Origin of the sequence: Teredinibacter waterburyi, assembly GCF_001922985.1 — a bacterium.
In the GTDB taxonomy this organism is placed as follows: Bacteria; Pseudomonadota; Gammaproteobacteria; order Pseudomonadales; family Cellvibrionaceae; genus Teredinibacter; species Teredinibacter waterburyi.
On the sequence record NZ_MRUH01000121.1, the window covers coordinates 103,305 to 129,470 of the forward strand.

Consider the following 26,166-nt stretch of genomic DNA (forward strand, 5'->3'; position numbering starts at 1 on the left):
CGCGATTTTCTTAAAGGTACTTACTTAAAGGTTCTTATTTGTAGCTTGCTATCGACCGCTTAATCTCAACATGGAAGTCATAAAATAAATAACGGGTTAGCGGCGAGTGAGCTGATAACCCGTTAATCAAGGCTTAGTTTACGCTATAGGTAAACTCGCCTTCATCGGTAACGCCAACATGAATAGCGCTAACACCTTCACCATTTGCCATACGACCTAAACACTCAGAGGCGAGTGCGGGTAGCATGGTTCGGGTCAAAATATTTTCGATATTACGGGCGCCAGTATCGACTTCTTGACTGCGCGCAACGATGTGTAACATTACCTCTTCATCGTAGGTGAAGTCTGCGTCATAGTGCTCACGCACGCGCTTTTCGATACGCTTCATATTAATTTTACAAATCTTTAACATGTTTTCGTCGTCGAGCGGATAATAAGGAATAACGGTGGTACGGCCGACGAATGCTGGTTTGAAATACTGTAATAACTGCGGGCGGAAGTTATCCATCAAAACCTCAGGGTCTGGACGCACTTCCGAGGCCGCGCACATAGCGCGAATATGTTCTTCGGCGGCATTCGAGGTCATGATAATAACAGTGTTGCGGAAGTCGATATCGCGTCCTTCGCCATCTTTAATGGTGCCCTTGTCGAACAGGTTATAAAAAACGTCTTGCACCCCAGGGTGTGCCTTTTCCATTTCGTCTAATAGAATCACACTGTAAGGTTTACGTCTCACTGCTTCAGTAAGTACACCACCCTCGCCATAACCAACGTAGCCGGGAGGAGAGCCGAGCAGCATTGAAACTTTGTGCTCTTCTTTAAACTCAGACATATTGATAACAGTAATATTTTGTTCGCCGCCGTAAAGTGTATCGGCCAGCGCTAACGCAGTTTCGGTTTTACCAACACCGCTAGAGCCCACCATAAAGAACACGCCGATGGGCTTGCGTGGATCGGTTAACCCCGCGCGCGAGGTGCGAATACTTTGTGCGATCGCTTCTAGCGCATGCTCTTGACCAATTACACGGTTGTTGAGTACGTCTTTAAGGTTAAGAATTGCATTAATTTCATTCGATACCATTTTGCCGACGGGGATGCCGGTCCAATTGGCAACCACTTCTGCGATAGCTTGGCTATCGACGTTGACCTGTATCATTGGTTGCTCATCTTGAATCGAGGTTAGCTGCTCCATTAACTGATGAAGCTCAGTTTTAATTTTGGTCTTGTCTTCTTCGGAGAGTGAGTCTGCATCGTCTTTTTTATCTGCTGACGATTTTTTACCCGCGTGAAAGTCGTCTTCTATTTTCTTCTGCAGTTCATGAATCGCAGCAACCTTATCCCGCTCTTTGTCCCACTGAGCTTCTTGCATAATGAGTAATTCTCGTAACGCGTCGAGTTCGGCTTTTAAGGTTTCAATGCGGTCTTCACAGTTGCCGAGTGTGGCATTTTCACGTTCCAGAGAAATAATATTGGTTTCGGTTTGGGTGATGTTGCGGCGGGTATTTTCGACTTGTGCCGGTGTAGCACTTTGGCTGAGTGCAACCCGGGCGCAGGCGGTGTCGAGCAAGCTAACGGATTTATCGGGCAGTTGGCGAGCGGTAATGTAGCGGCTAGACAGGCGAACGGAATCGACGATGGCTTCGTCCATAATTCTTACGCCGTGGTGATGTTGCAGCATGACCGATATCGCGCGCATCATGTTGATTGCTTTTTCTTCGCTAGGCTCTTCTACTTTTACAACCTGAAAACGTCGTGTAAGCGCCGGATCGCGTTCGAAGTATTTTTTATACTCGGCCCAAGTGGTCGCAGCAATAGTACGTAGTTCGCCTCGAGCGAGCGCAGGCTTGAGCAGGTTGGCGGCATCACCTTGACCTTCTTTACCGCCAGCACCGATAAGTGTGTGGGCTTCATCGATAAACATAATAATAGGCGTGGGCGAGGCTTTTACTTCGGCGATAACGGATTTTAATCGATTTTCGAATTCTCCTTTAACGCTAGCGCCAGCCTGCAGCAAACCAAGATCGAGGCTGCGTATAGAAACACCTTTTAATGCGTCGGGTACATCACCTGAGGCAATTCGTAGGGCGAAACCTTCAACTACTGCGGTTTTACCGACGCCGGCTTCACCGGTAAGGATTGGATTGTTTTGGCGGCGCCTAATTAAAATGTCGATGATTTGACGGATCTCGTCATCACGGCCCAAAACAGCATCGATTTTTCCCTGCTTGGCCGCTTCGGTTAGGTTGACGGTAAATTTGTCTAGTGCTGGTGATTTGCTCGGTGCGCCTACCGCGGCAGCTTGCCCCTCGTCGTCACCAAGATTAGCGCTACCAGATTCTCCGGTAGTACCAACAATCGAACGAACTAAATCACGTAAAGACTCCGGCGGAATTTTACTTAGTTCGCCGCTAAGACAACCAGTTGAGCGACGCAGCCCCTCGTCTAGCAACAATGCTGCGAGTATATGAGCAGACGTTGCTTGCCCGTGTGCATATTCCACAGACGCTAACATCCAAGCATTTTTTGCAAGGTCGACAATGGTAGGGGAAAGCGCTGGTTGGCGAGTATTGCCAGACTTAATCTTGTCGAGTTCGCGATTAAGTTCCTGCGCAAATTTTCCGAGATTAATTTCGTATTTTTCTAATACCGCAACGAGGTCACTATCGGAGACTTCTAGTAATTTAAGTAGCCAGTGTTCAATTTCAACGTTGTAATGACTGCGGGACATACACAGTCCTGCGGCACCTTCGAGGGCGTTGCGACAGGGTTCGTTGAGTTTTCCCACAAGTGATTTTAGATCTATGCTAATCATCGGTTGGTCCTTGATATTTTCAGTTATTTTTCTGCGGTTAAATGAATGTCCATAACTTGCTGACGCTCTTCTGCTGTCGGTGGCTTACTCGATAGCCAGGTGCTCCAGCCCATAATTGGTGCGGTGTCTTTGCTTAGAGATATTTTATTTGGAATAGCGCGCCGGTTCACTTGAATTAAAAAATCGTATTCGCGCTCTACGCCAAGGTAGAGGCGAACTAATTCATTTAGCGCTTTCAGGTTGCTACTGCCGGGTGCGAACTTCACATATTGCTGTTCGTTTAGCGGGCCTAACACTACGCGTGTTTTGCCTTGAGAGAACCAACCTGTGCGGCCGAGCAATGTGGTTCTACCCAAACAAACGTTCTGACCTTGGCGATTATTGCGGTCCGGCAGCCGGGTGCGGACGTCATCGATAAGGCTGTGCCATTCGCCGATAAATTCGCGAATCTTAACGGGCACATCAAAATAGGATTCTAATAATTGCTTGAGCCCAGTCGCGGTTTTAATTTGCTGGCTAAACAAACCGCTGTAAAAAATCAGCGACTCGTCTTTTACGGCGTTTCTCTGCATCAGACTTTGGCTGCCCAAGCCGATAATAGACAGTAGCGCGCGGGTGTGATTGTCAGGGGCGCGCGAATCAGTTTCGGTGAGGCGATGACGCTCAAAAGCTAGCGGAAGACGGTATTTTGTAGATGCCTGGTAAAACAGCGACGTAGTGCGGTGATTAAATAAGTCGAAAAAATGCAACATAGTTGCATCTTTTTGCTTTAGTCGTTGCTGTAATAATTCGGTGTAGTGAAAGGGTAGAATACCAGTGCTACCGGTAAGGCCAATCATGTTGACCATGACTTGCCACTGCTCACTCGTTGTTGAATTGGTTTCAACCTTGGCTACTTCGTCATCGGGGAAGGCGAGTGATGGGTTGCCGCGAAAGCGAATAGCTTCTTGTGTTGGTGGCGAGAACTTTCCGACTGGCCGATTTGATGCGCGCTGGCCTAGGGGCGCATTGCCCAAACGCAGCGCGTACACGGCGGCTCGCTCCAGCAGGCGTACGACCTGCAAAAAGCTAAAAGCGCCTGGGCTTTTTTCTAACTTCTGTGTTACAGAAGTATTTTTTCGCCAGCTCGGGGTGGGCATTTTTTCAGGTAACCTTCTTTATTTTTCAGCTTCACTAAAACGCGGGTGAAAGAGTTAATAGAGCAATAGAGTGCGAAGAAATGTTCCAGTACTGTAGCGTAAAGAAATGTACTACTGCCCGCTAACAGTGCTTCGTCTAAGGTGATTTCTATTTCGATTCCTCGGCAGATAGTTGCGTGGCCGTCAATCGGTAACGGCGCACTAATATTACGAGCGTTAACTGAAACAATAGAGCTTACCAACGCACGGGTAACTGCCGTTTCGCGGAAGTCGTATAGGCGCAGAATTTCTTTTAGTGCCTCGGTTGCCGACTCTCCACCCGTTATCGAAAGGTGGTTTAAGTTTAAATGGGAGATTAATCTCCAGCGCGCGTTATTGCGTAGCGGTGGGCGAACGGTCGGACTCGGTTGGGTAATACAGCGAATGCGTGAGCAAGGTGGCGCACTGTCCACGCACTGCAATTTTGGGTGTTCCATGTTAAATGGTAGTTTCGCCGGAAGGTCGCGATTGCTGCAGGTCGTTGTGAGTGTCAGGGTGCGATCCTGCGGTGTGTTTGGATTGAAGTCCAAGTCGACCAAACTTAAAAACACATCGGTGCCTTCGTCACGCTCTTGATAACCTAGCTTCGCACTGCGACGCGAGGCATACCAGAATGCATGATTGTTGGAGTCTTGATGTTGGTGAGAAATTCCATAGAAGGGCAAGTAGGGTACGACCGCACCAGAGGAGCTGGACGCAACAACTTTATCCACGGCATAGACCTCATATCCCAGCGGTCGTCGCGCATCTGGAATAATTTGATATTCGTGGCGGGTGTGGTCTAGCTTGATCGGGTCGGCCTTGTGTTCGAACAAATTCACGACCGGCGTACAGCCCAATACAAAGGTTTCGGCATTAATATTGTGTTCTAGTTCTATATCCGATGCGGTTACATACACATAGATATCAAGTTCGGCGCCAGCGTCGTCGGGTATCAACTCGGCGAGACCTGTAAAGTCGACGAACATAAACTTATCGGGGAAGGTAAAAAATTCGGTCAATAAGCGGTAGCCGATAAAGGATGACGGCGGATAGGGCAGTACGCCCTGATCGCTATTGAAACCTACAGCTTTAATTAATTTGTTGCCGCCGAATATTGGATTTGTATCGCCTTCGCCTCGTGAGATGACAACATTCAAGCAGTTGTTAAGGAGTAGCCGGTAGAGCGGATGAATGTGTTGCGATTGACCCTTGAGGTAAAAACGCAAATTTTCTGGTTTAAGTTCACCAAAGGTGATGTCGTCATTAAAGGTTTTTAGGGATAACTTTAATACGCCGCCAGCGCCGCTCATTTTGTCGGCACCAGGTGTCGCGAAAGGGCGGCCAATCAAACTGGCCTGCGTTAATGTAATTGGATAAAGCTCGACAGGGTATACCGAGGTAAAGCGACAGTATTCACTTTGAAATTGTTCGGTATCAATTAAGGTGCCTTTGTTAACGCAATAGCGACTATCGAGTTGTTCTTTATCCGGCTCGAATTTGACGATCGACATCGATGGGATCGGCCGCTGATAATGTGGAAATACGACGTTTAATAAAGCATCGGTGAGCTCGGGAAAGTCGTCGTCGAGCTTGTGCTGAATGCGAGCATTAAGGTACGCAAAACCTTCGATCAAACGCGATACGTGAGGGTCTTCGATGGTTTCCGAATTAATGCTTAGACGCCCAGCAATTTTTGGGTGTTCTTTCGCAAATTCCGCCCCCATCTGACGTATAAACGCCAGTTCTTTTTCGTAGTAGGGCAGTAGCTCATCAGTCATGGTGTGATTCTTCCACGTTTACAGTTCTCGATACCGGTTCTAGAATCGAGTCAAAAATAATCACCTCTGGTGCAGGGTCTGCATAGAGTGTGGCATCTATCCGAAATCGTAAGGTTCGATCCGTTTTTTCTTTATTTTCTTGGTAGCGTACTTTTACGGTTTTAAAGCGCGGTTCATAGGTGCGCAGTATTTTTTCTAGCTGTTGAGTAAATTCATTTTTTTTGTCGTGATCAACTATATTTACCGTGGCTAAATCTGGTAGGCCGTAATTGAGAACTGACTTCTCTATTTCCGAAAGTTTACCTTTAGGTTCGACAACACGGTAACGGGTGTTAAGTAGGCTTTCTAAGTCTCGCCTTACGCTATTGCGCAACTCTTTAATTTGTTGGTGTTTGGTTTTATCGATTTCAATTTGAATATGAGGTTCATTGTCGATTAGGCGATCTAAAATCGACGGGCGCAGCTTTTTTTTTCGATCAACACGGCTCATGATTTCTTGCTCATCGGTGTGGACCTTCCTCAGATTTTCTCTGCATTAGTTTGATTGGGCCAGCTCGGTAACTAATTCCAGTTCAGACACCATTTGGTCAATTTGATAATGGGGAACTAAATGTATAACGCAGGCGTATTGCCCAGGCTTATTAGGATGCTCTGTGACTTTTACCGAGGCTTCCCGCAGCGGATAGCGTGCCTGCTCATCCCATTCTAAATCGTGACGGCCGGTGGTGTATTTAAACAGCCAGTCGTGTAGGTAGCGCTCGCATTCGTCCGCAGAAATGAACGAGCCGACCTTATCGCGAATCATCACTTTTATATAATGCGCAATGCGGGCGCCGCAAAGTACATGTTGCAACATTGACGATAATTTGGCGTTAACGAATGAACTTTTCGCCTGCTGTGAGCGTGGTCTTTGAATTGACTGGTTACTATAAAATGCACCGTAGGGTGTGTTGTAACACTGACACAAAGGGATTAGGCCGAGTTCGCTAATATCGCGTTCCATCGAATCGGTAATGACAACATCCGTAATCGGCTTTAAGGCGAGATCGTCAGCATCAGTAGCGAAATTGTCGACAACTAAATTAGTAAGCAAGCCGCCGCCAATTTGATTACGTGGTACACCACGGATGTGCCCGAACCAGCCGACATTAGCGAATTCCCTTACAAGTATGCCACCAAAAGCGTAGCTGGCATTTCCCCAGAGATACATGTTTTCATTTTCTAACACTGATTTTTCGTAAAAGAAAATACCTTTGTAGCTGCCGGGTGTGGTGCGGTAAGGGCGGCGCATTAGCGTTTTGGGGAGTGTTAGCCCGATAAAGCGCGAGTCGGTGGTATCGCGAAATGCGCGCCATTTTATATATTCCTGTTGGGCAAAAATGGCGTGAAATTTTAATGGAGTGCCTAGCATGTCGTAATTATCTAGGCCAAACAATTCACAGGACGCGTTGGCGATAAATGGCGTAAACGCCGCAGCGGCGATTTCTGCCATGCCGCGCAGTCCAGCTAAATCATCTTGTTTGTGACGTTGCGAAATCTTGTGGCTTACATCGTAGTCACCGAGCAGCACCCCAAAGGGCTCGCCTCCAGGTAGACCGTATTCATTGCTGTAGATTTTCTGAAAAAGTTGGCTTTGGTCAAACTCTAGTGCGCGCTCGATATCGCGAACAATTTCTGGCCAAGTAATATCCAACACCTTCAGTTTGAAATTTTTAATACCATCGCCCTGTACCACCAGATACCACAAGCCGCGCCAAGATGCTTCGAGCGCTTGAAACTTTGGTGTATGCAGGATGATATTCAGCTGGTCGTTTATCAGCTCATCGATATCCGCGATTGCGCGCTGCAATGCGTTTTCGATAGCATCTATATCGTTCAATAAGGCGCGATTTTCGAATTCAGTTAGCCAGTATACCAACGCGCGATGTGGGTCTTGCTCGCGTAAAAAATCATCGAGCGAGGTGATGTAAGCGGGTTGGTTAAATAACAGATCAAAGTCTACTGAGGGCTTGGCTCCCGCGGTATTATTTGAGTTCCCTGAACTGTTGGTTGGCTGCACTGGGTTAATTCCGTGTAGGGTAGAGGGTAGCGAGAATCGTTCGGGTTTGGTTTCTTGGGCCTAGTATATAAATACTGTTATTGAAAAGCCGGAGCGAAAACCAAAAAGGGGCAATCAATGCCCCTTTTCTGCTGTTGCTAAAGAACTAGCCCGCTTTGGGGATATTCGCAACCAATCGCAACGATGCTGTCAGCTCTTCCATTTGCAACCATGGACGCATGTAGGCGATTGCGTTAAATACACCGGGCTGACCAGGTACTTCACGCACTTCTACGCGGGCTTCTGCCAGCGGGTATTTCGCTTTCATGTCGGCGCTAGCGCCGGGGCTGCCATTGACGTAGTTGCTGATCCAGCGATTTAGCCACACTTCTGCTTCGTCTGCTTCCATAAATGAACCAATTTTGTCGCGCGCCATAACTTTTAAGAAATGGGCAATACGTGAAGTGGCCATAATGTAGGGTAAGCGTGCGGAAATCGCAGCGTTTGCGGTAGCATCTGGGTTGTCGAACTTCTTCGGCTTTTGCGATGTTTGAGCACCGAAAAATACAGCGTAGTCGGTATTTTTATAGTGACATAAAGGCAAGAACCCTAGCTTACTGAGTTCGGCTTCACGACGATCGGTGATACCAATTTCAGTTGGACACTTTTGATCCACATCGCCATCGTCGCTTACAAATGTGTGACTTGGCAGGCCATGCACCTTGCCGCCACCCTCAGCGCCACGAATGCTGGTACACCAACCGTGCTCTGCATAGGCTTGGGTGAGTGTAGTACCCATTGCGTATGCCGCGTTCATCCAGCAGTAGGAGTCGTGATCAGCTTCGATGTGTTTTCCGTCTGCGCCAACTGGTGCTTCTTCATAGTTGAACTCTTCTACTGGCTTAGTTGCAGAGCCATAAGGCAGGCGTGCTAAAACGCGTGGCATGGTCAGGGTCACAAAGCGAGAGTCATCGCTTTCGCGAAAGCTGCGCCACTGAATATATTCCGCCGAGTCGAAAATCTTTTCTAAATCGCGAGGCTTGGAAAGCTCGGTAAAGCTATCAAAACCAAACATGGTTGGCGCCGTAGCGGAAATGAAAGGGCAGAAACCCGCCGCAGCAACGTTCGACATTTTACTTAAAAGCGAAATATCATCGGGGTGCGACGAAAACTCGAAGTCGCCGATCAAGGCTGCATAAGGTTCACCACCGGCAGTACCAAATTCACTTTCATAAATCTTTTTGAAGGTTTGGCTCTGATCAAACTCTACGGCTTTTTCTAGATCGCGAGAAATTTCTTTCTTGGTGATATTGAGCATGCGAATCTTAAGCTGAGAACCCGTTTCACTATTACTAACGAGGTGGTTTAGCCCACGCCAAGAACCTTCCAGTTTTTGAAACTTCTCGTTATGCATAATTGCGGCGAGTTGCTTCGACATGGCCGCATCAATTGCAGCTATGGCGTTGTTGATGGTGATTGAAAGGTTTTTGTCCCACTTAACCGTTCCTTTGGTAGCTTCTGCCGTCAAGGTGCGCAGCAGTGCTTCGGTTTCGTCCCGTGGTGTTTGGCGAGTTGCGCCAATGGCTTGTTCAAGAAAACTAAACTCTTGTGATTCCGTTTCTTGTGCTTCTGCCTGTTTCTGTTCTTCGTTATTCGCCATCTTTGTCCCCTTCATTGGAACCCAGTTCGCTGCTCAGCGATGTTAGGGCTTCGGTATTGCTTAGAATGTCTTCTAGAATGTTTTCCAAGTCTTCGGAACGATCGGCTTTGGTCAGCAGGTCGCGTAATTTATTGCGCGTTTCCATTAATTTCTTTAATGGTTCAACCTGTTCTACGAGTTTCTGTGGTTCGAAATCTTCCATATTGTTAAAAGACAGATTTACGCCCATTTCCGAGTTGTCGCCTTCCAAGGTATTTTCGACTTTCATATTTACCTGTGGATTAACTTTGCTCATTAGCTCGTTGAAATTGTCGCGATCGACTTGGGAGAATTTGCGGTCCTTTAGGGATTTTTTCCCCTCGGTGTTGTCGCCGGAGTAGTCACCCATAACACCCATTACGAAAGGTAATTCTTTCTCTTGCAGACTACCGTTAGTCTCCAGATCGTAAGTGATATGAACGCGTGGTTTACGCACTCGCTTGAGTTTATCGTGCATGCTTTCAGACATGTTCCCTGACCTCCAGGTTTGTGATTATTTAGATTAGTAACGTTTATGCTTAATTGTCGTTCTTTACACCGGTCAGTTCGCTAAACCGTTCGCGCGAAGAATTGTCGGGAATAAGTTCCAATATCAATTCGTTAAGTGGCATTTCGCCCCACTTCACGGCTTTCTCTAAAACGTAAGAAACCGGCGAGTGAGGCTCTGTCTTGCGAAAAAAAGCTGATATTTCGAGCAATTGTTTAAAGGCCTGCTCGCGTGTTGCAACTGGCCCCGAAACTTTTGTGGGAGTACCGTTAGTAGCGTCTTGGGTGTTGATAGCCACGTCGCTATCCTCGCTCTGTTGAAGATCATCTTCCGTTTCTACCACAAGAAAATTGCGGCCTAAATGATTAACCGCACCCAAGCAGTCGCCAAGTACCTCGACGACAGTTCGCGTTGGTGGTGAGTCGTTTAACCCACAAAGCTCATCGAGTTTATAACCTAGTTGCCGATAGATTTCGATCGCTTCTTCAATGTCGTCGCGTAGAGCCACCAAAAAGCCATCACTAGATTGCGCAATCGACTTTTCAACGTCATCGAGGCTAAAGCCGAGCTTAGATAGTTTTGATTGGCGCGCGTCTTCGTCTGCAATTTTTTGCGCTTCAAGCACGCTTTGGTATTGCCACAGACTGTAGGGGCCTGGATCTTCGCCGTCTGTAAGTTTTGCTTTGCGAATTGGCGCGATCAATACACCCTCTACGCCTTCGCCATTTAGGCCGGCGACGCAGGATACCCGTGTTTCCAGCCCGTCTTCATCTGGCATGGGGTAAAGGTTGTCCCAATACTGATCGACTAGACCCTGCAATATTTTAAAGGCGTCGCGCAGACCTTGAAAGCCGTAAAGGCGAATCATGGACTCTGCTAACCAGCAGGCCACTTCTAAATCTTTTCCGTTTTGGGATAGGAGTTGTGGAGCCAGGCTGGCGATTTTACGCCAGTGATTGTCGGCTTCGTTGGAGTTGCCCTCGTGCACCATTTGGCGCTCTACCGCGCGAGCCGAGTTGCGTTCCGCTTTTATAGTTTGATAAATGGAGGTGGGCGAGTAGTCTTCGCGGACATCGAATCCCGCTGGGTTATCGTCGCTGATAGGCGCCAGTATTGCGTCTATATCTAATATATTCGGCGATGCCATGGTTATTTTTATCCCCTGATCCTGGTTAGGAGTCGTTACTGCTACCTTCCGGGTAGCTGATTACATCAAGTTGCCGATCAGTGTAAAAAAATGAATTGTGAAGCTGAGGTTCTTTAGTGCGAACTTTGAACCGGTTCACACTTTCTCTGGCGTATGATTAATCCGTTGCGAGACGTTAGCACAAGTCTCCGTTTTATTTAATAGGTGTGTTCGTAACAAGCGAGAATATGTGGAAAAATTACTGTAAATCTTTATTTAGGCAGGGCTGCACTCAAAAAAGCCATTCGAAAGTCTTAAACTTTCTGTAAGAAAAATACCCATATTGGCGCGAGCATCATTAAGTTGTCTACGCGATTCCATTTTTTTTATCTGTTTGGTGAAATGTCAGTAAATATCACGTATGTTTGGCGGCTATTAGTAGCTTTTAAGATTTTATAGATTTTGTGGGCGCACAACTTAATTTATACGCGAGCTTGTGCATTGTTGTGTCATGGACGCTAACGCATTGAATAAAAAGAATATTTATTCGGATCGACTTGGGAAGAAGTTCGAATGGCTTTACAACTCACTATCATCCGCTCACCCGATGGGGTAGTAGTAAAGGATACGTCAAAAACCTTTGCTGAAACGGGCGGCAGTATCGGTCGGGGCGATAGTAACTCTTGGGTTTTAATGGACCCAGAGCGTTTCTTATCTTCCTGTCACTGTGAAATTTCGTTTGAAGCTGGCCAATATTACCTAGTTGATACCAGCACTAACGGCACCTTCTTGAACGACGAGCAGGAACCCATAGGTAAAGGCGCGCGAACGCTCGTTCGCGATGGCGATAGCTTTGACATTGGTGACTATCGATTTTCGATGTCCCTTCAAGCCGCTGGTGTAGCTCCGGCAGTAGCTTCGCCTTTTGCCGAGCTAGAATCTCCGTTCATCGATGACTCCTTAGTTTCGGATTCCCCTTTTGCCGCTAGCGCCGATATTTTCGGTGGCGGGCCGTCACTTTCGCTCAGCCCAGAAGCAGAGGAAACCGACCCGTTGGCGGCACTTGATAAAGCCGGCGCGGGCGGTGCAGACCCTTTTGCAGCGGTTGCCGCTAACCATTCATTTGCTGGCGTGCCGGAATTTGATGACGATCTTGGTTTTAACGAGCAGGTTAAGCCAGCGCAATCATTTGCTACACAGCAGGACGGTGGCGATGCGTTAAATCAAGCCATTAGCTGGCCGAGCGCCTCTCCCAGTGCGATACCGGAAGATTGGGACGAGGATGATCTGTTGGGATCCTCAGCACCTATTCCACCAACGCACTCAACGGCACAGATTCCACCCCAAGAATTTAAATCGGCGCAAGTAAAGCCGGAGGCTAGTTCCTTTGCAGGCAAAGCGAAGCGCGAGACTTCTCAGCGTCCCGGCGGGCGAAGTGATTCGTTGCTTGGTGGTGAGGGCGATGTTGCGCCCGTGCGAGCACCGCGACCAGCTCGCGCCTCTCGCAGCGATGTAGCTGCTCGCGCTACAGCTACATCGAGCGCACGAACTAGTGATGTCGGCAGCAAGGCAAATGTGCGGGCAGAGCCTTCGCCGCAGGGAAGCCCCCAACGGAATAATGATGATGCCGTATCGCTTTTGATCCGAAATATGGGTCTAGGTGAGGACTTGTCTACAGCTCAGGTGGAAGATGTCGCCGCTGTCGTCGGCCGCCTGATTCCTGAAATTGTAGAGGGTATGATGGGCGTGTTGCGTTCTCGTGCAAGCATTAAAAATGAGTTCCGCATGAATATTACGACCATTCAACCAGTTGAGAACAATCCCCTCAAGTTTTCGGTGGATGCTCAGGAAGCTATTGAAAACATGTTTGTGCGCAAGCGCGGTGCATACAAAGCGCCGAGCGAGGCTTTTCGTGAAGGCTTCGAAGGCATAGCGGAGCATCAAGTGGCAATTTTGGCCGGTATTCGTGCGGCCTTCAAAAACATGATGGATCGCTTTAATCCCGAAAACCTCGAAAAACAATTTGATCGGAATTCCAAAGGTGCGATTTTGCCGGGTATGCAAAAAGCGCGTTATTGGTCTAGCTACCACGATTTTTACAAAAACTATGTAGATAACATGGAGCACTCCTTCCATCACTTATTCGGGGATGAATTTGTTCAGGCTTACGAAGACCAGTTGCGCAAGTTGAGTGCAGAGCGAAAGCGGGCTCGCGCGTCAGCAAGTGCAGCTGATGACGAGATTTGATGCTTACCTCGTTAAGTTTGATAGCACACACTTATACACACTTAACCTTAAAAACTTACAAAGATAACAGGTGACGTATGCGCCATTTTTCCTCTCTATTATCAAGTCGAACGCTACTGGGTTTAATTGTCGCCTTTAGCTTGTTGTTAACCGCTTGTTCAACCGCTAACAGCACTGTTGGCGGTATGTTGAATCTCGACACTGATTTACGCCTAACCTTGGCCGCAGGGCGAGATAGCAATCCAGATGAACGCGGCAACGCGTCGCCAGTCTTTTTACGGTTATATGAACTGGCTTCGCCGAACATATTCGAGCGCGCAGACTTTATTGATCTTTATGAAAAAGACGAAGATGTACTCGCTAAAGATCTGATCGCACGGCATGAGTTGCGACGATTAACCCCCGGTAGTAGTCGCGAGGAAAAATTTGTTTTGGCTGCGGAAACTCGCTATATCGGTATTTATGCGGAATTTTTCGATTATGAAGATGCAAAATATAAAGTCGTATTCCCAATCACCGTGAACAACGTGGTACGCAATACCGCAACCGTAAGGATTAGCGGAAATACTGTGATCCTAGTTGATAAAAAATAATAACCCCATTTAGCGCGACGATAAGCGAACGAGATAAAACCATTATGTCACTAGATAGTAAGGTCGTTTGGTCGGAGGGAATGTTTCTCAACCCCCAGCACTTTCAACAACAGGAACGCTACTTCGAGCGCTACGTAAATGGCAAATGTAATGCCTATGGCGCCTATGGTTGGGGAGTGCAGCAGTTTGAAATCGACCAAGAGCTGCTCAAACTTGGCAAGATCTCGGTTAGCAGCGCCGGTGGCGTTTTTCCTGATGGAACCCCATTTAATGTTCCCTCGGTAGACGATGCCCCTGCGGTAATGGATGTGCCGGAAAATACCCACAACGCTATTGTTTATTTGGCTGTACCGGTGCGACGCCCTGGCGCTGTCGATATATTGCCAGAAGAGGGTGGTATCGGGCTTGCTCGCTTCTTGCAAACCGGTCAGCAGGTGCGCGATGTAACGGTAGAAGGTGGTGATAATCTCGATATTAAAGTCGCAAAATTAAATTTAAAGTTGCTGCTGGAAACCGATGATCGTAGCGGTTATGCCTGTATAGGTGTGCTGCGAATATCGGAATCGCGGGATGACAAAAATGTCTTGCTTGACGACCAATATATTCCAACTTGTTTAGATTGTAGGTGTACGCCGCGACTATCTGGTTTTCTCACTGAGTTAGCGGGTATGCTGCATCACCGCGGTACGTCTATAGCGGGCCGATTGGCCGATGCTCGACGCGGCGGTACCGCAGAAATTGCCGACTATATGATGCTGCAGCTTATTAACCGAATAGAGCCGCTCACCAATCATTTGTCGCGCATTCAAGGTTTGCACCCTTTACAAATGTATTCTGAGCTTGTGCAGATGGCAGGTGAGATGGCGACGTTTGTAGCGACCAGTAAGCGACCGGCAGATTTTCCCGTGTATTTGCATGATAATTTACAAGCTACCTTCACCCCAGTACTCGCCGATTTGCGCTCGAGCTTGTCGATGGTCTACGAGCAAACAGCTATATCGATGGCTCTTGTAGAGAAAAAATATGGCATTCGAGTGGCCGAAATTACCGACCGTACTCTACTTGATTCCGCAAGTTACGTTTTGGCCGTGCGGGCCGATGTGGCCGAAGGTGTGTTACGTACACACTTCCCCGCGCAGATAAAACTGGGCCCGGTTGAACGCATTCGCCAGTTGGTTAACGCTGCCATGCCGGGCATTCAGTTAAAGCCTTTACCTGTCGCACCACGACAAATTCCTTACCGTTCTGGTTATACCTATTTCGAGTTAGAAAAACAGAATGCTTTCTGGAAAGAATTGCAATCCTCGGGTGGCTTCGCTCTCCATGTCGGTGGCGATTTCCCTGGTTTGGAAATGGAGTTTTGGGCGATTCGTCAGTCATAATTCTTTAGCTTATGTCGCAAACTTGTTGCGTCTAAGTCACTAGTCGTTATCTGTTAATCGGTTTTTGAATAGTCGTTATCTGTTGCGACATTATTGTCTATCAAGCCGTTATCGTTTTTGTTTAGGAGTCTACAATGCCACCGGATAATTCAGATAAAACAGTCTTTCAGCAACCCGCTCCCGGGGCTGATCGCACTGTGATGAAACCAATGCCCGGACGACGTGGTGGCGCTGCACCGACCCCCGGTGGCAACACTCAGCAGGGCCATAGACCTGCGCCCGGTGGGCAGTCGCGGCAGGGCATGGTGCCGCCGACGGTCAATATCGAAGCGACTTACTTCCGCACATCGCATGGCCTCAACCCGCTAGTAAATGCTGCGTCCGCCCTGTTGGCCGTGCTAGAGAAAGTTCGCCACGCAATGAACCACGACAATGTCTCGGCGTTGCACCAGCGTTTGGTTAATGAAATGCGAGCCTTCGAGACGCGCGCGCGTGAACAGGGAGCTCGCCAAGAAATAATTTTGTCGGCTCGTTATGTTATGTGTTCCGCACTGGATGAGGCGATCCTCAATACGCCTTGGGGAAGCGAGAGCGCATGGGGTCAGCGCACACTGCTTACGGTTTTCCACAACGAGGCGTCCGGCGGAGAAAAGGTATTCTTGATTCTGGATCGAATGCGTCAATCGCCTGCCGAAAATTTAAATATGCTTGAGTTAATCTACGTGTGTTTGTGCATGGGATTCGAAGGCAAGTATCGGTTACAGCAGCGCGGTCGCGATTCGATCGAACAAATGAAAGACGAATTGTTTACCGTTATCCGCAGCTATCGTGGCGAGTATGAGCGCACATTGGCTTCGCGTTGGCAGGGCCTTGGTAACGTCCGTAAAACCCTAGCCGAATATTTGCCAACCTGGGTGGTTGCCACCATTGCCGTTACGATTATCTTTTTTGGTTATACCGGCTTCCGCTATTGGTTGTATGAGTCGGCAACCCCTGTAGCAGACCAGCTCCACACTATTACCCTAGACGCCCTGCCTGACGTTCCGTCAGCAACGGATAATCAGAATAAATAAAAAGTTAACCTTTATATTATGAAGCGAATATTAAGTTTTCTTACTCACCCTATTGTTATTTCCCTGCTTGGGCTTTTACTGCTGTCGCTGTTGGTATGGTTTGGTGGCCCGTATATAAAGTTTGGCGAAAACAATGCGGCGCCACTTGGCGGTACTGTCGCGCGCTTGATTACCATAATGGTGTTAATTGTATTGTGGGGTCTAAATAATTTACGTGTGCAGTTACAGAATAAAAAAAGCAACCAAGGCTTGGTCGACGATATTCAGCAAAATCAGGCTGACTCTCCGAAAGATATTGGTTCGGGGCAAGCGGCCGACGAAATAGAGCAAATCAATACGCGCTTTGTTGATGCTTTGGCTACTTTAAAAAAGTTACGATTTAAGGGTAAGGGCCGTAGTAAGGCGCTATATGAATTACCTTGGTATATTATTGTCGGGCCACCTGGGTCCGGTAAAACCACGGCGTTAGTTAACTCTGGTTTGGACTTCCCGCTCGCGGATACATTTGGCAAAGGCGCTCTGCAGGGAGTCGGCGGTACGCGTAATTGCGACTGGTGGTTTACCAACGACGCTGTACTTATCGACACCGCAGGTCGTTACACCACTCAAGATAGCCACCGCGTCATTGATAGTTCCGCTTGGGAAGGCTTCTTAAATTTATTGAAGCGCAATCGCCGTCGCCGCCCGATTAACGGCGCGATTGTGGCGATTAGTTTGCATGACCTGCTCACTCAAACGGAAGAGGAGCGAATTCTACACGCGAAAACAATACGTACCCGTCTCGACGAATTGATGGATAAGCTGCAAATTCGCTTCCCTGTTTATTTAATGTTTACCAAAGCCGATATGGTGTCTGGATTTTCTGAATTTTTTGAAGATCTAGGGCGTGAGGATCGCGATCAAGTGTGGGGCTTGTCGTTACCCAATGCTCCGCAAGAAGGGCAATCACCAGACTTCGATTTCATGAGTGAAGAATTGAATGCGCTGGTGTCGCGCCTTTATGACCGCGTTTTATTTCGCATGCATCAAGAACGCGATAGTAAACGTCGTGGTGCGATCTATGGTTTTCCGCAGCAAATGGAAAACTTGAAAGATATTGTTGAGTCTTTTGTCCGCCAAACCTTTGTGCAGAACCGTTTTCGTTTCCAGCCTTACCTGCGCGGTGTCTATTTCTCAAGTGGTACTCAAGACGGCACGCCAATCGATCGTTTGATGACATCGGTGTCGGCGAATTTCGGCTTTTCTCGTGATGTTTCACGGGCGGCGAATCAACAGGGTAAAAGCTATTTTTTAACCCGATTGTTTCGTGAGGTAATTTTCCCCGAGCAGGAGTTGGTCGGCTCGAATGTGAAATATGAAAAATTTATTCGCTGGGCACAACGTGGTGCGTTTGTTGGGATGGCAGTTATCACGATTGGATTAATGGTCGTATGGAGTGCAAGTATTACCCGACACAAAATGTACATGAGCGAAGTGTCCGAAAAGCTTGCTGAATTTGACCTTGAGAACAAAAAGCTCAGCCCTTGGAATAAAGATGTTCGCGCCGTGTTGCCGCCGCTCAATGCACTTGCTAACGCCAGTATTGTGTACGATCAAGAAGAGCATCCCTGGCTGTCAGGTTTCGGCTTGTATGACGGCCGTGTTGACGACGAAGCGAATCGCGCCTATCAGACACATCTACGAACCACCTTTCAGCCAAAGTTGTTGGAAGCCTTAGAGCAGGTGTTGAGCCGTGGTCATGAAGGTGGAGACTTATACAATACCTTCCGCATTTATATGATGTTCAATAAGCTCGACAAGATGGAAGTGCCAATGGTACAGGAGTGGTTCGAGTCGGAGTGGGACACGCGCTTTCAAGGTGAAGCTACTCGTCGTCAGGAACTAAAAGCTCATCTTAAGGCTTTGCTTGCCTTGGAGTTACAGCCTGCCGAACTCAACAAAACGATCGTTGCACAAACGCGCTCACTATTGCTACGGGTACCGGTATCGCAGCGAATTTATAGCCGCATAAAATCTAAGCCCGAGTACTCTCAAAAAGTGGATATGCTCAACTACATGGGCGCTTCGGTACGCAGTAGTTTCCAGATTTCTGATGATGCGGCACGAGCGTTAAGCGTTCCTATGTTGTATACCATTGACGGTTATCGTTCTGTTGATCTGTCGGCGTCGGCGTCTGTGATTACCGATATTGTGAGTGAACGTTGGTTGTTAACAGACGACGATAAAGAAAAAGTTGATTTTGTAAGTGAAGATTTAGATGAAATCAGCAAGGAAGTGAAAGATTTATACCTCGCAGACTACGGAAAAATTTGGCACGACGCCTTGGCTTCTTTAGAGGTAACTCAATTTGATGACTTGCGCGATGCTAAAAAAATCCTAACGGAATTTAGTGACCCGGTATATTCGCCTTTACGTGCAGTGCTACAAGTAGGCGTTAGCAATACACAGCTAACACCTGCAGCCCTAGCAACGGTAGCGGACTACGAATCGGAAAGCCGCACGGCAAAACTCGCCAGCTTTGCAGCTAAGCGTGTCGAGACGACTAGTGTAGATAAGCGCTTTAATGATTTGCATTTATTGATGCGCGAATCCTCCCGCGGTGCCGCACCGGTGGAAGAGGTAATGGAGCGCATTGAAGAAATGCAGCAATTTATCACTGAGGTAAATCTAGCGCCGGAGCCAGGGAAGCGCGCTTTTGAAATTGCCCGCGCACGCTTTCAAAATGGGGAAGCTAATCCTATTACCGCGCTTGCGGCCTACGCACAAAGTATGCCCGAGCCGATCGAACCCTGGTTGACCGCACTCAGTCGAGAAACTTGGAAGGTGTTGCTACAGTCCGCGCGTCGTCATGTTAACAACGAATGGCGCAATCAGGTGTATGCGCCATATTCCCGTGGATTAGCAAAGCGCTACCCGTTAAATCGTTCGGCAACCGACGAACTTGCAATGTATGACTTCTCTGAGTTTTTCAAACCAGAGGGAACCATGAAGGTTTTCTATCGTGACTATGTGCAACCCTTTGTTAATACCAACGGCAGTTGGAGCAACAAAGTTGTCGACCGATACAGCATTGGTTTTGGTGGCGAAACGCTTAATCAAATTCGGAATGCATTAAGTATTACCGATATTTTCTTTAAGGCCGGTGCGGAAGTGCCCTCAATGGGATTGGAGTTGCGGCCACTTAGCATGAACGAGCGCGATGTACGCTTTATGTTGGAACTTGGAGTAGACCGGCTCAGCTACACTCACGGCCCGCGCTTTTGGAAGCCGGTAACCTGGTCGGGTGAAGATGATAACAGTCGTGTGCGTATGGTGTTTGAAGATGTCGACGACCGCAGTTATGAGCGCACTTTCACTGGGCCTTGGGCTTGGTTCCGATTGATGGATGCCTCTGATTTAAAAAATACAACGCGCTCAAATGTGTACCAAATCACTTTCCGTGTTGGCGATGCGCGCGACCCAGATTCACGCTCTATTGTGTATGAAGGCAGAGCCAAGAGTGTGAAGAATCCATTTGCGAGCAACGTATTGAGCTCGTTCCGTTGTCCGGAGTCGATCTAGTGAGTGGCATGGCAGGTACAGGTTTGTTCGGTAAGCTACCGGCGTATGGCGATTTTATTTATCGCGACCTGCCATCAGATTTTATTCAAGTTCTCGATACTTTTTTGCAGGGGCTCGTCGGTGGTTCACGCGAGCAATTGGGCGAAACTTGGTTAGATATTTACCTTACCAGCCCGATATGGCGTTTTGCTTTTTCAGAGGGTGTGGTTGATGGGCAGTCCTGGGCTGGTCTGTTTTTGCCTAGTGTCGATCGTGTTGGCCGCTATTTTCCGTTCGCGATTGCGCGCCCGTTACCTGTGGGCGCATCGCCGACCGACTTTATTGCTAGTCAGGGCCCTTGGTTTGATGCCATGGAAGATCTAGCTTTACGTGCCCTCGAGGGTGAGTTAAATATCGATGAATTACTGGCAGAAATGAATCTCGAACATCGAGATGCCATGGCTCACTATCAGCGTCTCGGCGAGGTGTCCGCGCCGTCGAAAATGGTGGTGACACTAGCGCAAGATAATTTTTCTACGGTAGGCACTATGCCGTTGTTATTAGACAGCTGTTTGAAGTCGGCGCTGCCTAGTTACAGCGTTTGGTCAACGCGCGGCTCTGAGTATGTGGAGCCCTGTGTATTTGTCAGTCAGAATCTGCCGAGTATTGGTGGTATTGCCGCCATGATTGACGGTCGCTGGCAGGACTGGGGTTGGCAACAACCCTTTAGCGTTGTTGCCGAAGCGCACGTTAGCGCAGCGCTGCTGCCCGGTGATATTAATGTGGGTGATCGAGATAGCGACGGACTAGCTTTGATGGCTGGTGAGAACGCTGTTATCCCGCTTGAAGATAACGAGATTCCGCGCGGTGAGGATTTAGCTGTTGCTGACACTCATCTAGATTTTGTTGGAGACGCCATGCCTCGGAGTCTTAGTGAGGTTGATGATCTCGACGATTTCGAAAGTACAACCGCTGCGTCGCTAGCACCGTTAGATATAGATTATGTTGCACCGGGAAGCGCGGTTCCCGATATCGAAAAAATTCCGGCCTCAGTGGAAGCTGAACTATTGGGGCGTACGCCGAGCGATGATGATTTATCGCCGGACGAAGATAGACGTGTGAGCGAACTAGATGAATTAAGTTTGCTTGAACTTGTTTCCGGTGTGGAAGGCGATCAAGGGTTGCCAGCTAAGCCAGAGCAAGAGCCATCGGTTACAGGTAGTGGCCCTAAAAATACTGAAGGGGACGAGCCACTGGTAACAGATGCGTTTGACCCTAGCGCTTGGTCTAATGACGAATGGGCTGCAGACCAAGACTGGACACCCGAGAACAAGGATTGGGATCCGGAAGCGCACGATTGGAGTAAAAAAAATGAGTGACACGGCTTTTCGCCCTATCGAGTGGATCAGTGCTAGCCAAACCGATGTGGGTACCGTACGCAGTGTTAATGAAGACTCCTTCCACGTTAATCAGCAATCTGGCCTATGGGTTGTCGCCGATGGAATGGGGGGCCACGAAGTTGGTGACGTCGCTTCAACAAAAATTATTGAAGCACTCGAGCGAGTTCCGAATATTGAATGCTTGAGCGACTATATCGATGCCGTGGAAGATGCGCTGCTGGCAGTTAATCAGGAAATCATAGAATACGCGGACATAATGCTCGATCACGGCACTATGGGAAGTACGCTAGCGGCTTTGGTGATACGCGGTCGAGTGGGTGTGGCGATTTGGGTTGGCGATTCACGGGTTTACCGTTTTCGCAATGGTCGCTTGACGCAGTTATCGCGCGACCACAGTCAGGTGCAAGAAATGTTGCGAATGGGCTTGATCAGTGCAGAAGAAGCTGTAAATCATCCGCAAAGTAATGTCATTACGCGCGCGATTGGTGGTGAGCAAGATCTCTATATTGATCTAGATGTGTTCAGTACACAGATGGGCGATACCTTCCTCATTTGTAGCGATGGTCTCTATAACGCGGTAGAAGACGAAGAACTTATTCAATGTCTTAGTGAGCGCGACCTCGAAGGTTGTGCCTTGGATATGTTGGAAATATCCTTAGCGCATCAAGCAAGTGATAATGTGACGCTTATTGTGGTGCGCGGTGTGCCTGAAAAATTTTAAAGATAAAGTGAAGATGTATACCTATGGCTGGGTCTGACGACGATAACAAAACACGCATACTACCTAAAGGTTCACCTTCGGGTAAGCCCGAGCATACTAGTCAAAACGACAGTCTATGGGGACAGCAAGAACAGTCCGAGCAGAAGAGAAAACTGTCGCCGACAGAGCAAGCGGGCGTTAAAAAGCCTGCGCCCTCAGCGCCAGTGTCGCCCAGTGATGACAAAACTCGGATGGCGCCTCGCCCTCAGCGGCCAGTTGTTGCAGACCAAACTCAAGTTGCGGCAGGTAAAAAGACCTTAACCGCAGAGGCCCGCGCGCGCGCGCTAGCGCAGAAAAATATGAAGCAGCGCTTGAGCGCAAAATCAGCAGAGGCTGCGCCGGTATCTAAAGCCGGAACTGATCTGGATAAAACTAAATTTAATCCACCATCTCGTCGCGCGCCATCATCGCAAAAGGTCTCGTCAGCTCAGCAAACGTCACCAAAGCAAACCGTTAATGACGACGACAGTCGCACGCGTTTGGCTCCGCGCGGAAAAGCCAAAGCAAATCCAGCCGCTGGCAATGATGGAGGCGCAAGCGCGGCGACGCCACCGAATGACAAAACCCAATTCGTTGGACGCACTCGTCCTGGCGCACCTAATCGGCCTCGACCGGCTGAAGCCTCGGCTAATATTGGTGGCGGAGAAATGCTAAAAAATCGCTTCCTGCTTGAAAAAGTATTGGGCGCGGGCGGAATGGGGATTGTTTACAAAGCCAAGGATCGCTTAAAAATTGAAGCGCAAGATCGAGATCCCTACTTGGCGATCAAAGTACTTAGCGAGGAATTTAGAACTCATCCAGAAGCGTTTATTGCGCTGCAGCGAGAGTCGCGTAAGACCCAGCGAATCGCCCACCCAAATATTGTGAACGTGCACGATTTCGATCGTGATGGCGATACGGTATTTATGACGATGGAGTATCTCGAAGGGAAACCGCTCGATAAGCTCATCAGTCAATATCGGGCAACCGGTCTTCCGGAGGACGACGCCTGGAAAATCTTGGAAGGGATCTGCGCGGCGTTAATCTATGCACACGGCGAAAAAATTATTCACTCAGATTTCAAGCCGGGCAATATTTATGTCACCGACAAAGGCCTCGCTAAGGTATTCGATTTCGGTATTGCCCGCGCGGTCGCCTCGGCGGAAAATCTGGAGGAAAGTATTGATGACCGCACGGTGTTTGATGCGGGTAATCTTGGTGCCTTAACACCGGCCTACGCCAGCTTAGAGATGCTCGAAGGCGAAGTGCCAGATGTGCGGGATGATATCTACGCACTCGGCTGTATAGCTTACGAACTATTTACCGGTAACCATCCCTTTGATCGCGTGCATGCCAATGAAGTTGTGCGCCGAGGTTTAAAAGCAAAGCGTATTCCCGGCTTAACTAAGCGACAGTGGAAAGCTATCGAAAGCGCCATAGCGGCAAAGCGCGAAGATCGAGTCGAATCTGTTGAAAAATTTTGGCAGCTGCTTAGTACGCGCAAAGTATCAGCGTTGCGATTCGCGTTACCTACGCTCTTTATTGCCCTTGCTGCTGGCTTTGTCGGCTATCAGTATTTTCAAAATCAGCCGGCCGGCCCGAGTATTTCCGAAGATGAAGTTCGCAGTGAAATTGAACAGCAACTGCGCTTGGAGCAACATCAGAATAATCTCACGAAACTTATCAGCGATAGTCGTTTTGATTCAGTCTGGGAAGCCGATGTATGGAAAGCCGTGCAAACCTTACGTGAATTGATGGGGCGGCAAGCGCCTTGGCTTGGCGAGCAAGAAACTACTCTATATAGCGGTTACCTAGCTAAAATTAACGATGCAATTGTCGCTGAAGAAATCGATCAGGCGCAGCGCTTGTTAGAAAATGCGCCGCGCTATGCAGAGGATCTAACGGCTCTAGCAAGCTTAGAGGAAAAATTAGCCGACGTAGTTAAAGTGCTTGCCGAGCGAGAGTTGGCCGCGCAACGAGAGCAGAAATTGGCGCAGCAGCGCCGCCAACAGGCTAAAGTGGAAGAAGCTGTTGTCGTTGAAAAACGCAATATTTTTAATACGGCGATGAGTAACGTTGATGCGCAGCTGCAGTGTAAATCCTCTATTAATATGCGCGACTTTGATATCGCAATTACCAAGTTGCGCGATGTCAATATTAGCGATTACCGCAAAGCGGAGCCAAAAATTGTTTCCGGCTTGTCAGCGTGTATCGCCAAGGTCGGGCGCTCCTTTCCCGAGCGCGCGGTAGAGCAAAAGAAATTGGCAATGCGTATCTTCCCCGACAATACCACTATCGCAAACGTAAAAATTATTCCAAAGGATCCCTGCGACAGTTCACTCGCAGGCTTGGGTGCAAGCGGTAAACGAGCGATTTGTCGAGATCGTATGCCAGGGTTAGACAAAGGCCCGGCAATGGTGGTGATTCCTGAACGCGGCTCTATGAAAATTTTTGCGATTGGCAAATACGAAGTTTCTGTGGAAGAAATGAATGCGTACTGTACGGACACCAAACAGTGCAAGGCCAACACGACTGTTAATGTTGACTTACCCGTTACCAATATTTCTCAGGCACAGATTCGCGGCTACTTGGCGTGGTTAACCGAAAAGGCAAAAAGGAATTATCGTCTACCGACAAAAGTTGAATGGGTTTACGCTGCAAGGGCGCAAACGGGCTCGCTTGATTCAAACCGTAACTGTTTGCTGAATTCTCGAGGTATCCAAAAGGGGGACTCGCTTATTAAAGCGTCTGTCGGGCGTCAAAATAAGTGGGGATTAGTGAACCACGTTGGTAACGCGCGTGAGCTAGTGATTGACACCGGTGGTACGCTAGTCGCTATGGGCGGGTCTTACTCGACCGCCATGGAAGAATGTAGTGTGAACTTTAGCGAACCCCACAATGGGCAAGCGGATGATCATTCCGGGTTCCGAGTGTTACGCGAAATTATCGAACGTTAATACTGTGATTTTAACTGTTACAAATGGCAGCCGAAAAAGGCTAGAATAGCGGCCGGTAAAGTTAACTGAAAAATAGAAGAAACAGATAAAATCGTTACTAGAGTGCTACTAAAGCGTTAATGAAACGCGACTAAAATAGCAACCTTAGCTTGTCTAACACACACTTTACATAGAGCTGAATTAGCCATGCCTCATTCTAGTTTTTCACAGATGCTGCGCGAGTTATCGGAAGTTTACTACAACCGAGAAATTGGACCGCAAAAGTACCGCGCGCGGCGGCGCGAAATATTAGATGCTATCGATCAAGCTTATAACGGAAATGCTACTGGCCAAGAAAACCTAACACGTTATGCGATACCAGCCGTTACCGGGGAAGATATCGAAAAAACTGTAGAGCAAAGCAGTACCGATACACAGCCTAATTTTGTACGTCGAATACCAAACAAAGATTAAAATAATCATTAGTAACGTTGCCTTAAGGCAAGTCACAACATCATTAGAGGTTTAACACCATGGTTTTAGTTAAATTCTTCCAGTCCGGCGGCCCTTTTATGTACGCCATTCTGGTTGTTATGGCGCTGGGTCTGGCCATTGCGCTAGAGCGGTTTATGTATTTGCTTTCTACTCAAGCAAAGACTAATAAATTGTGGAAATCCTTAACACCAATGATTAAAGCTAACGATTACGAACGGGCCGATAAGGCCGTTCAAGAGAGCAAAGCACCGTTAGCACGTGTGTTAGCCTACGGCTTTGCTCGGCGTCGTAATCAGGCTGATCGTGAAAAGATTGAGGCGGCAATGGAAGAGGGTGTAATGGAAGTGATGCCTGACCTTGAGTTGCGCACTCACTACCTAGCTACACTCGCAAATATTGCAACGCTGTTAGGGCTGTTGGGTACTATTATCGGTTTGATTCAAGCCTTTACTGCTGTAGCAAGTGCAGACCCTGCAGAGAAAGCCGATCTGCTTTCCGCGAGTATTTCGGTTGCGATGAATACCACGGCCTTTGGTTTGGCTGCGGCTATACCGCTTATTCTGATGCACTCCTATCTTGCGACTAAAACTTCCCGCTTAGTCGACACTCTCGAAATGGCAACTGTAAAGTGCCTCAACTTAATGACGGACGAATAAGCAAG

18 protein-coding genes are annotated in these 26,166 nt (G+C 48.2%); 10 read left to right on the forward strand and 8 right to left on the reverse strand.

The features are described 5' to 3' along the window. Positions 1 to 133 precede the first annotated feature (133 nt). The 8 genes from tssH to tssA all read right to left on the reverse strand — a co-directional run bounded on the left by tssH (position 134) and on the right by tssA (position 11,121). A complete protein-coding gene (gene tssH / locus IDZ20_RS08705) occupies positions 134 to 2,812 on the reverse strand; it encodes a type VI secretion system ATPase TssH (protein ID WP_188151036.1) in 2,679 nt (892 codons plus the stop codon). 23 nt (positions 2,813 to 2,835) lie between these two features. Continuing rightward, entirely contained in the window at positions 2,836 to 3,951 is a 1,116-nt protein-coding gene (gene tssG, locus IDZ20_RS08710; protein WP_188151037.1) for a type VI secretion system baseplate subunit TssG, read from the reverse strand. Then, complete coding sequence (tssF, locus tag IDZ20_RS08715) at positions 3,915 to 5,750, reverse strand: type VI secretion system baseplate subunit TssF (RefSeq protein WP_188151038.1); 1,836 nt, start codon at positions 5,748 to 5,750, stop codon at positions 3,915 to 3,917. The genes tssG and tssF overlap by 37 nt, the downstream gene beginning before the upstream one ends. Continuing rightward, positions 5,743 to 6,240, reverse strand: a complete 498-nt coding sequence (gene tssE / locus IDZ20_RS08720) for a type VI secretion system baseplate subunit TssE (protein WP_188151039.1) — start codon at positions 6,238 to 6,240, stop codon at positions 5,743 to 5,745. Before tssE ends, tssF begins: the two co-directional genes overlap by 8 nt. Positions 6,241 to 6,285: 45 nt before the next feature. Continuing rightward, on the reverse strand, positions 6,286 to 7,809 hold the full coding sequence (tssC, locus tag IDZ20_RS08725) for a type VI secretion system contractile sheath large subunit (RefSeq protein ID WP_245792212.1): 1,524 nt from the start codon (positions 7,807 to 7,809) through the stop codon (positions 6,286 to 6,288). 145 nt (positions 7,810 to 7,954) lie between these two features. Further along, the gene (tssC, locus tag IDZ20_RS08730) at positions 7,955 to 9,448 is read right to left on the reverse strand and encodes a type VI secretion system contractile sheath large subunit (RefSeq protein WP_188151040.1); all 1,494 of its coding nucleotides are present in this window, start codon (positions 9,446 to 9,448) and stop codon (positions 7,955 to 7,957) included. Continuing rightward, entirely contained in the window at positions 9,438 to 9,956 is a 519-nt protein-coding gene (gene tssB, locus IDZ20_RS08735) for a type VI secretion system contractile sheath small subunit (protein WP_188151041.1), read from the reverse strand. The genes tssC (IDZ20_RS08730) and tssB overlap by 11 nt, the downstream gene beginning before the upstream one ends. A 49-nt stretch (positions 9,957 to 10,005) precedes the next feature. After that, entirely contained in the window at positions 10,006 to 11,121 is a 1,116-nt protein-coding gene (gene tssA / locus IDZ20_RS08740) for a type VI secretion system protein TssA (RefSeq protein WP_188151042.1), read from the reverse strand. 552 nt (positions 11,122 to 11,673) lie between these two features. Here tssA and tagH point away from each other — a divergent pair. From tagH to IDZ20_RS08790, 10 genes are all read left to right on the forward strand, one after another. Beyond that, positions 11,674 to 13,347: a type VI secretion system-associated FHA domain protein TagH gene (gene tagH, locus IDZ20_RS08745; protein ID WP_188151043.1), complete on the forward strand. Its 1,674-nt coding sequence runs from the start codon at positions 11,674 to 11,676 to the stop codon at positions 13,345 to 13,347. Positions 13,348 to 13,424: 77 nt separating this feature from the next. Continuing rightward, positions 13,425 to 13,940 carry a type VI secretion system lipoprotein TssJ gene (tssJ, locus tag IDZ20_RS08750; protein WP_188151044.1) on the forward strand — a complete coding sequence of 172 codons (516 nt, stop codon included), beginning with the start codon at positions 13,425 to 13,427 and terminating at the stop codon, positions 13,938 to 13,940. A 44-nt stretch (positions 13,941 to 13,984) separates the two neighbouring features. After that, positions 13,985 to 15,322, forward strand: a complete 1,338-nt coding sequence (tssK, locus tag IDZ20_RS08755) for a type VI secretion system baseplate subunit TssK (RefSeq protein ID WP_188151045.1) — start codon at positions 13,985 to 13,987, stop codon at positions 15,320 to 15,322. A 134-nt stretch (positions 15,323 to 15,456) separates the two neighbouring features. Beyond that, positions 15,457 to 16,395: a type IVB secretion system protein IcmH/DotU gene (gene icmH, locus IDZ20_RS08760; protein ID WP_188151046.1), complete on the forward strand. Its 939-nt coding sequence runs from the start codon at positions 15,457 to 15,459 to the stop codon at positions 16,393 to 16,395. A gap of 18 nt (positions 16,396 to 16,413) precedes the next feature. Then, on the forward strand, positions 16,414 to 19,956 hold the full coding sequence (tssM, locus tag IDZ20_RS08765; RefSeq protein ID WP_188151047.1) for a type VI secretion system membrane subunit TssM: 3,543 nt from the start codon (positions 16,414 to 16,416) through the stop codon (positions 19,954 to 19,956). Between the two features lie 8 nt (positions 19,957 to 19,964). Next, complete coding sequence (gene tagF / locus IDZ20_RS08770; RefSeq protein ID WP_245792214.1) at positions 19,965 to 21,314, forward strand: type VI secretion system-associated protein TagF; 1,350 nt, start codon at positions 19,965 to 19,967, stop codon at positions 21,312 to 21,314. Then, positions 21,307 to 22,056 carry a PP2C family protein-serine/threonine phosphatase gene (locus IDZ20_RS08775; protein ID WP_188151049.1) on the forward strand — a complete coding sequence of 250 codons (750 nt, stop codon included), beginning with the start codon at positions 21,307 to 21,309 and terminating at the stop codon, positions 22,054 to 22,056. Before tagF ends, IDZ20_RS08775 begins: the two co-directional genes overlap by 8 nt. A 23-nt stretch (positions 22,057 to 22,079) precedes the next feature. Beyond that, entirely contained in the window at positions 22,080 to 25,031 is a 2,952-nt protein-coding gene (locus IDZ20_RS08780) for a protein kinase domain-containing protein (protein ID WP_188151050.1), read from the forward strand. 186 nt (positions 25,032 to 25,217) lie between these two features. Then, on the forward strand, positions 25,218 to 25,484 hold the full coding sequence (locus IDZ20_RS08785) for a hypothetical protein (RefSeq protein WP_188151051.1): 267 nt from the start codon (positions 25,218 to 25,220) through the stop codon (positions 25,482 to 25,484). Between the two features lie 59 nt (positions 25,485 to 25,543). Next, the gene (locus IDZ20_RS08790; protein ID WP_188151052.1) at positions 25,544 to 26,161 is read left to right on the forward strand and encodes a MotA/TolQ/ExbB proton channel family protein; all 618 of its coding nucleotides are present in this window, start codon (positions 25,544 to 25,546) and stop codon (positions 26,159 to 26,161) included. Positions 26,162 to 26,166 lie beyond the last annotated feature (5 nt).

What these genes read in the sequence shown, in the direction of transcription:
- tssM (WP_188151047.1), top strand. Translation starts at nt 16,414, where the DNA reads ATGAAGCGAATATTAAGTTTTCTTACTCACCCTATTGTTATTTCCCTG.
- tssA (WP_188151042.1), bottom strand. Translation starts at nt 11,121, where the DNA reads ATGGCATCGCCGAATATATTAGATATAGACGCAATACTGGCGCCTATC.
- tssF (WP_188151038.1), bottom strand. Translation starts at nt 5,750, where the DNA reads ATGACTGATGAGCTACTGCCCTACTACGAAAAAGAACTGGCGTTTATA.
- IDZ20_RS08775 (WP_188151049.1), top strand. Translation starts at nt 21,307, where the DNA reads ATGAGTGACACGGCTTTTCGCCCTATCGAGTGGATCAGTGCTAGCCAA.
- icmH (WP_188151046.1), top strand. Translation starts at nt 15,457, where the DNA reads ATGCCACCGGATAATTCAGATAAAACAGTCTTTCAGCAACCCGCTCCC.
- tagF (WP_245792214.1), top strand. Translation starts at nt 19,965, where the DNA reads ATGGCAGGTACAGGTTTGTTCGGTAAGCTACCGGCGTATGGCGATTTT.
- tssB (WP_188151041.1), bottom strand. Translation starts at nt 9,956, where the DNA reads ATGTCTGAAAGCATGCACGATAAACTCAAGCGAGTGCGTAAACCACGC.
- tssC (WP_188151040.1), bottom strand. Translation starts at nt 9,448, where the DNA reads ATGGCGAATAACGAAGAACAGAAACAGGCAGAAGCACAAGAAACGGAA.
- IDZ20_RS08785 (WP_188151051.1), top strand. Translation starts at nt 25,218, where the DNA reads ATGCCTCATTCTAGTTTTTCACAGATGCTGCGCGAGTTATCGGAAGTT.
- tagH (WP_188151043.1), top strand. Translation starts at nt 11,674, where the DNA reads ATGGCTTTACAACTCACTATCATCCGCTCACCCGATGGGGTAGTAGTA.
- tssK (WP_188151045.1), top strand. Translation starts at nt 13,985, where the DNA reads ATGTCACTAGATAGTAAGGTCGTTTGGTCGGAGGGAATGTTTCTCAAC.
- tssE (WP_188151039.1), bottom strand. Translation starts at nt 6,240, where the DNA reads ATGAGCCGTGTTGATCGAAAAAAAAAGCTGCGCCCGTCGATTTTAGAT.
- tssH (WP_188151036.1), bottom strand. Translation starts at nt 2,812, where the DNA reads ATGATTAGCATAGATCTAAAATCACTTGTGGGAAAACTCAACGAACCC.
- IDZ20_RS08790 (WP_188151052.1), top strand. Translation starts at nt 25,544, where the DNA reads ATGGTTTTAGTTAAATTCTTCCAGTCCGGCGGCCCTTTTATGTACGCC.
- IDZ20_RS08780 (WP_188151050.1), top strand. Translation starts at nt 22,080, where the DNA reads ATGGCTGGGTCTGACGACGATAACAAAACACGCATACTACCTAAAGGT.
- tssJ (WP_188151044.1), top strand. Translation starts at nt 13,425, where the DNA reads ATGCGCCATTTTTCCTCTCTATTATCAAGTCGAACGCTACTGGGTTTA.
- tssG (WP_188151037.1), bottom strand. Translation starts at nt 3,951, where the DNA reads ATGCCCACCCCGAGCTGGCGAAAAAATACTTCTGTAACACAGAAGTTA.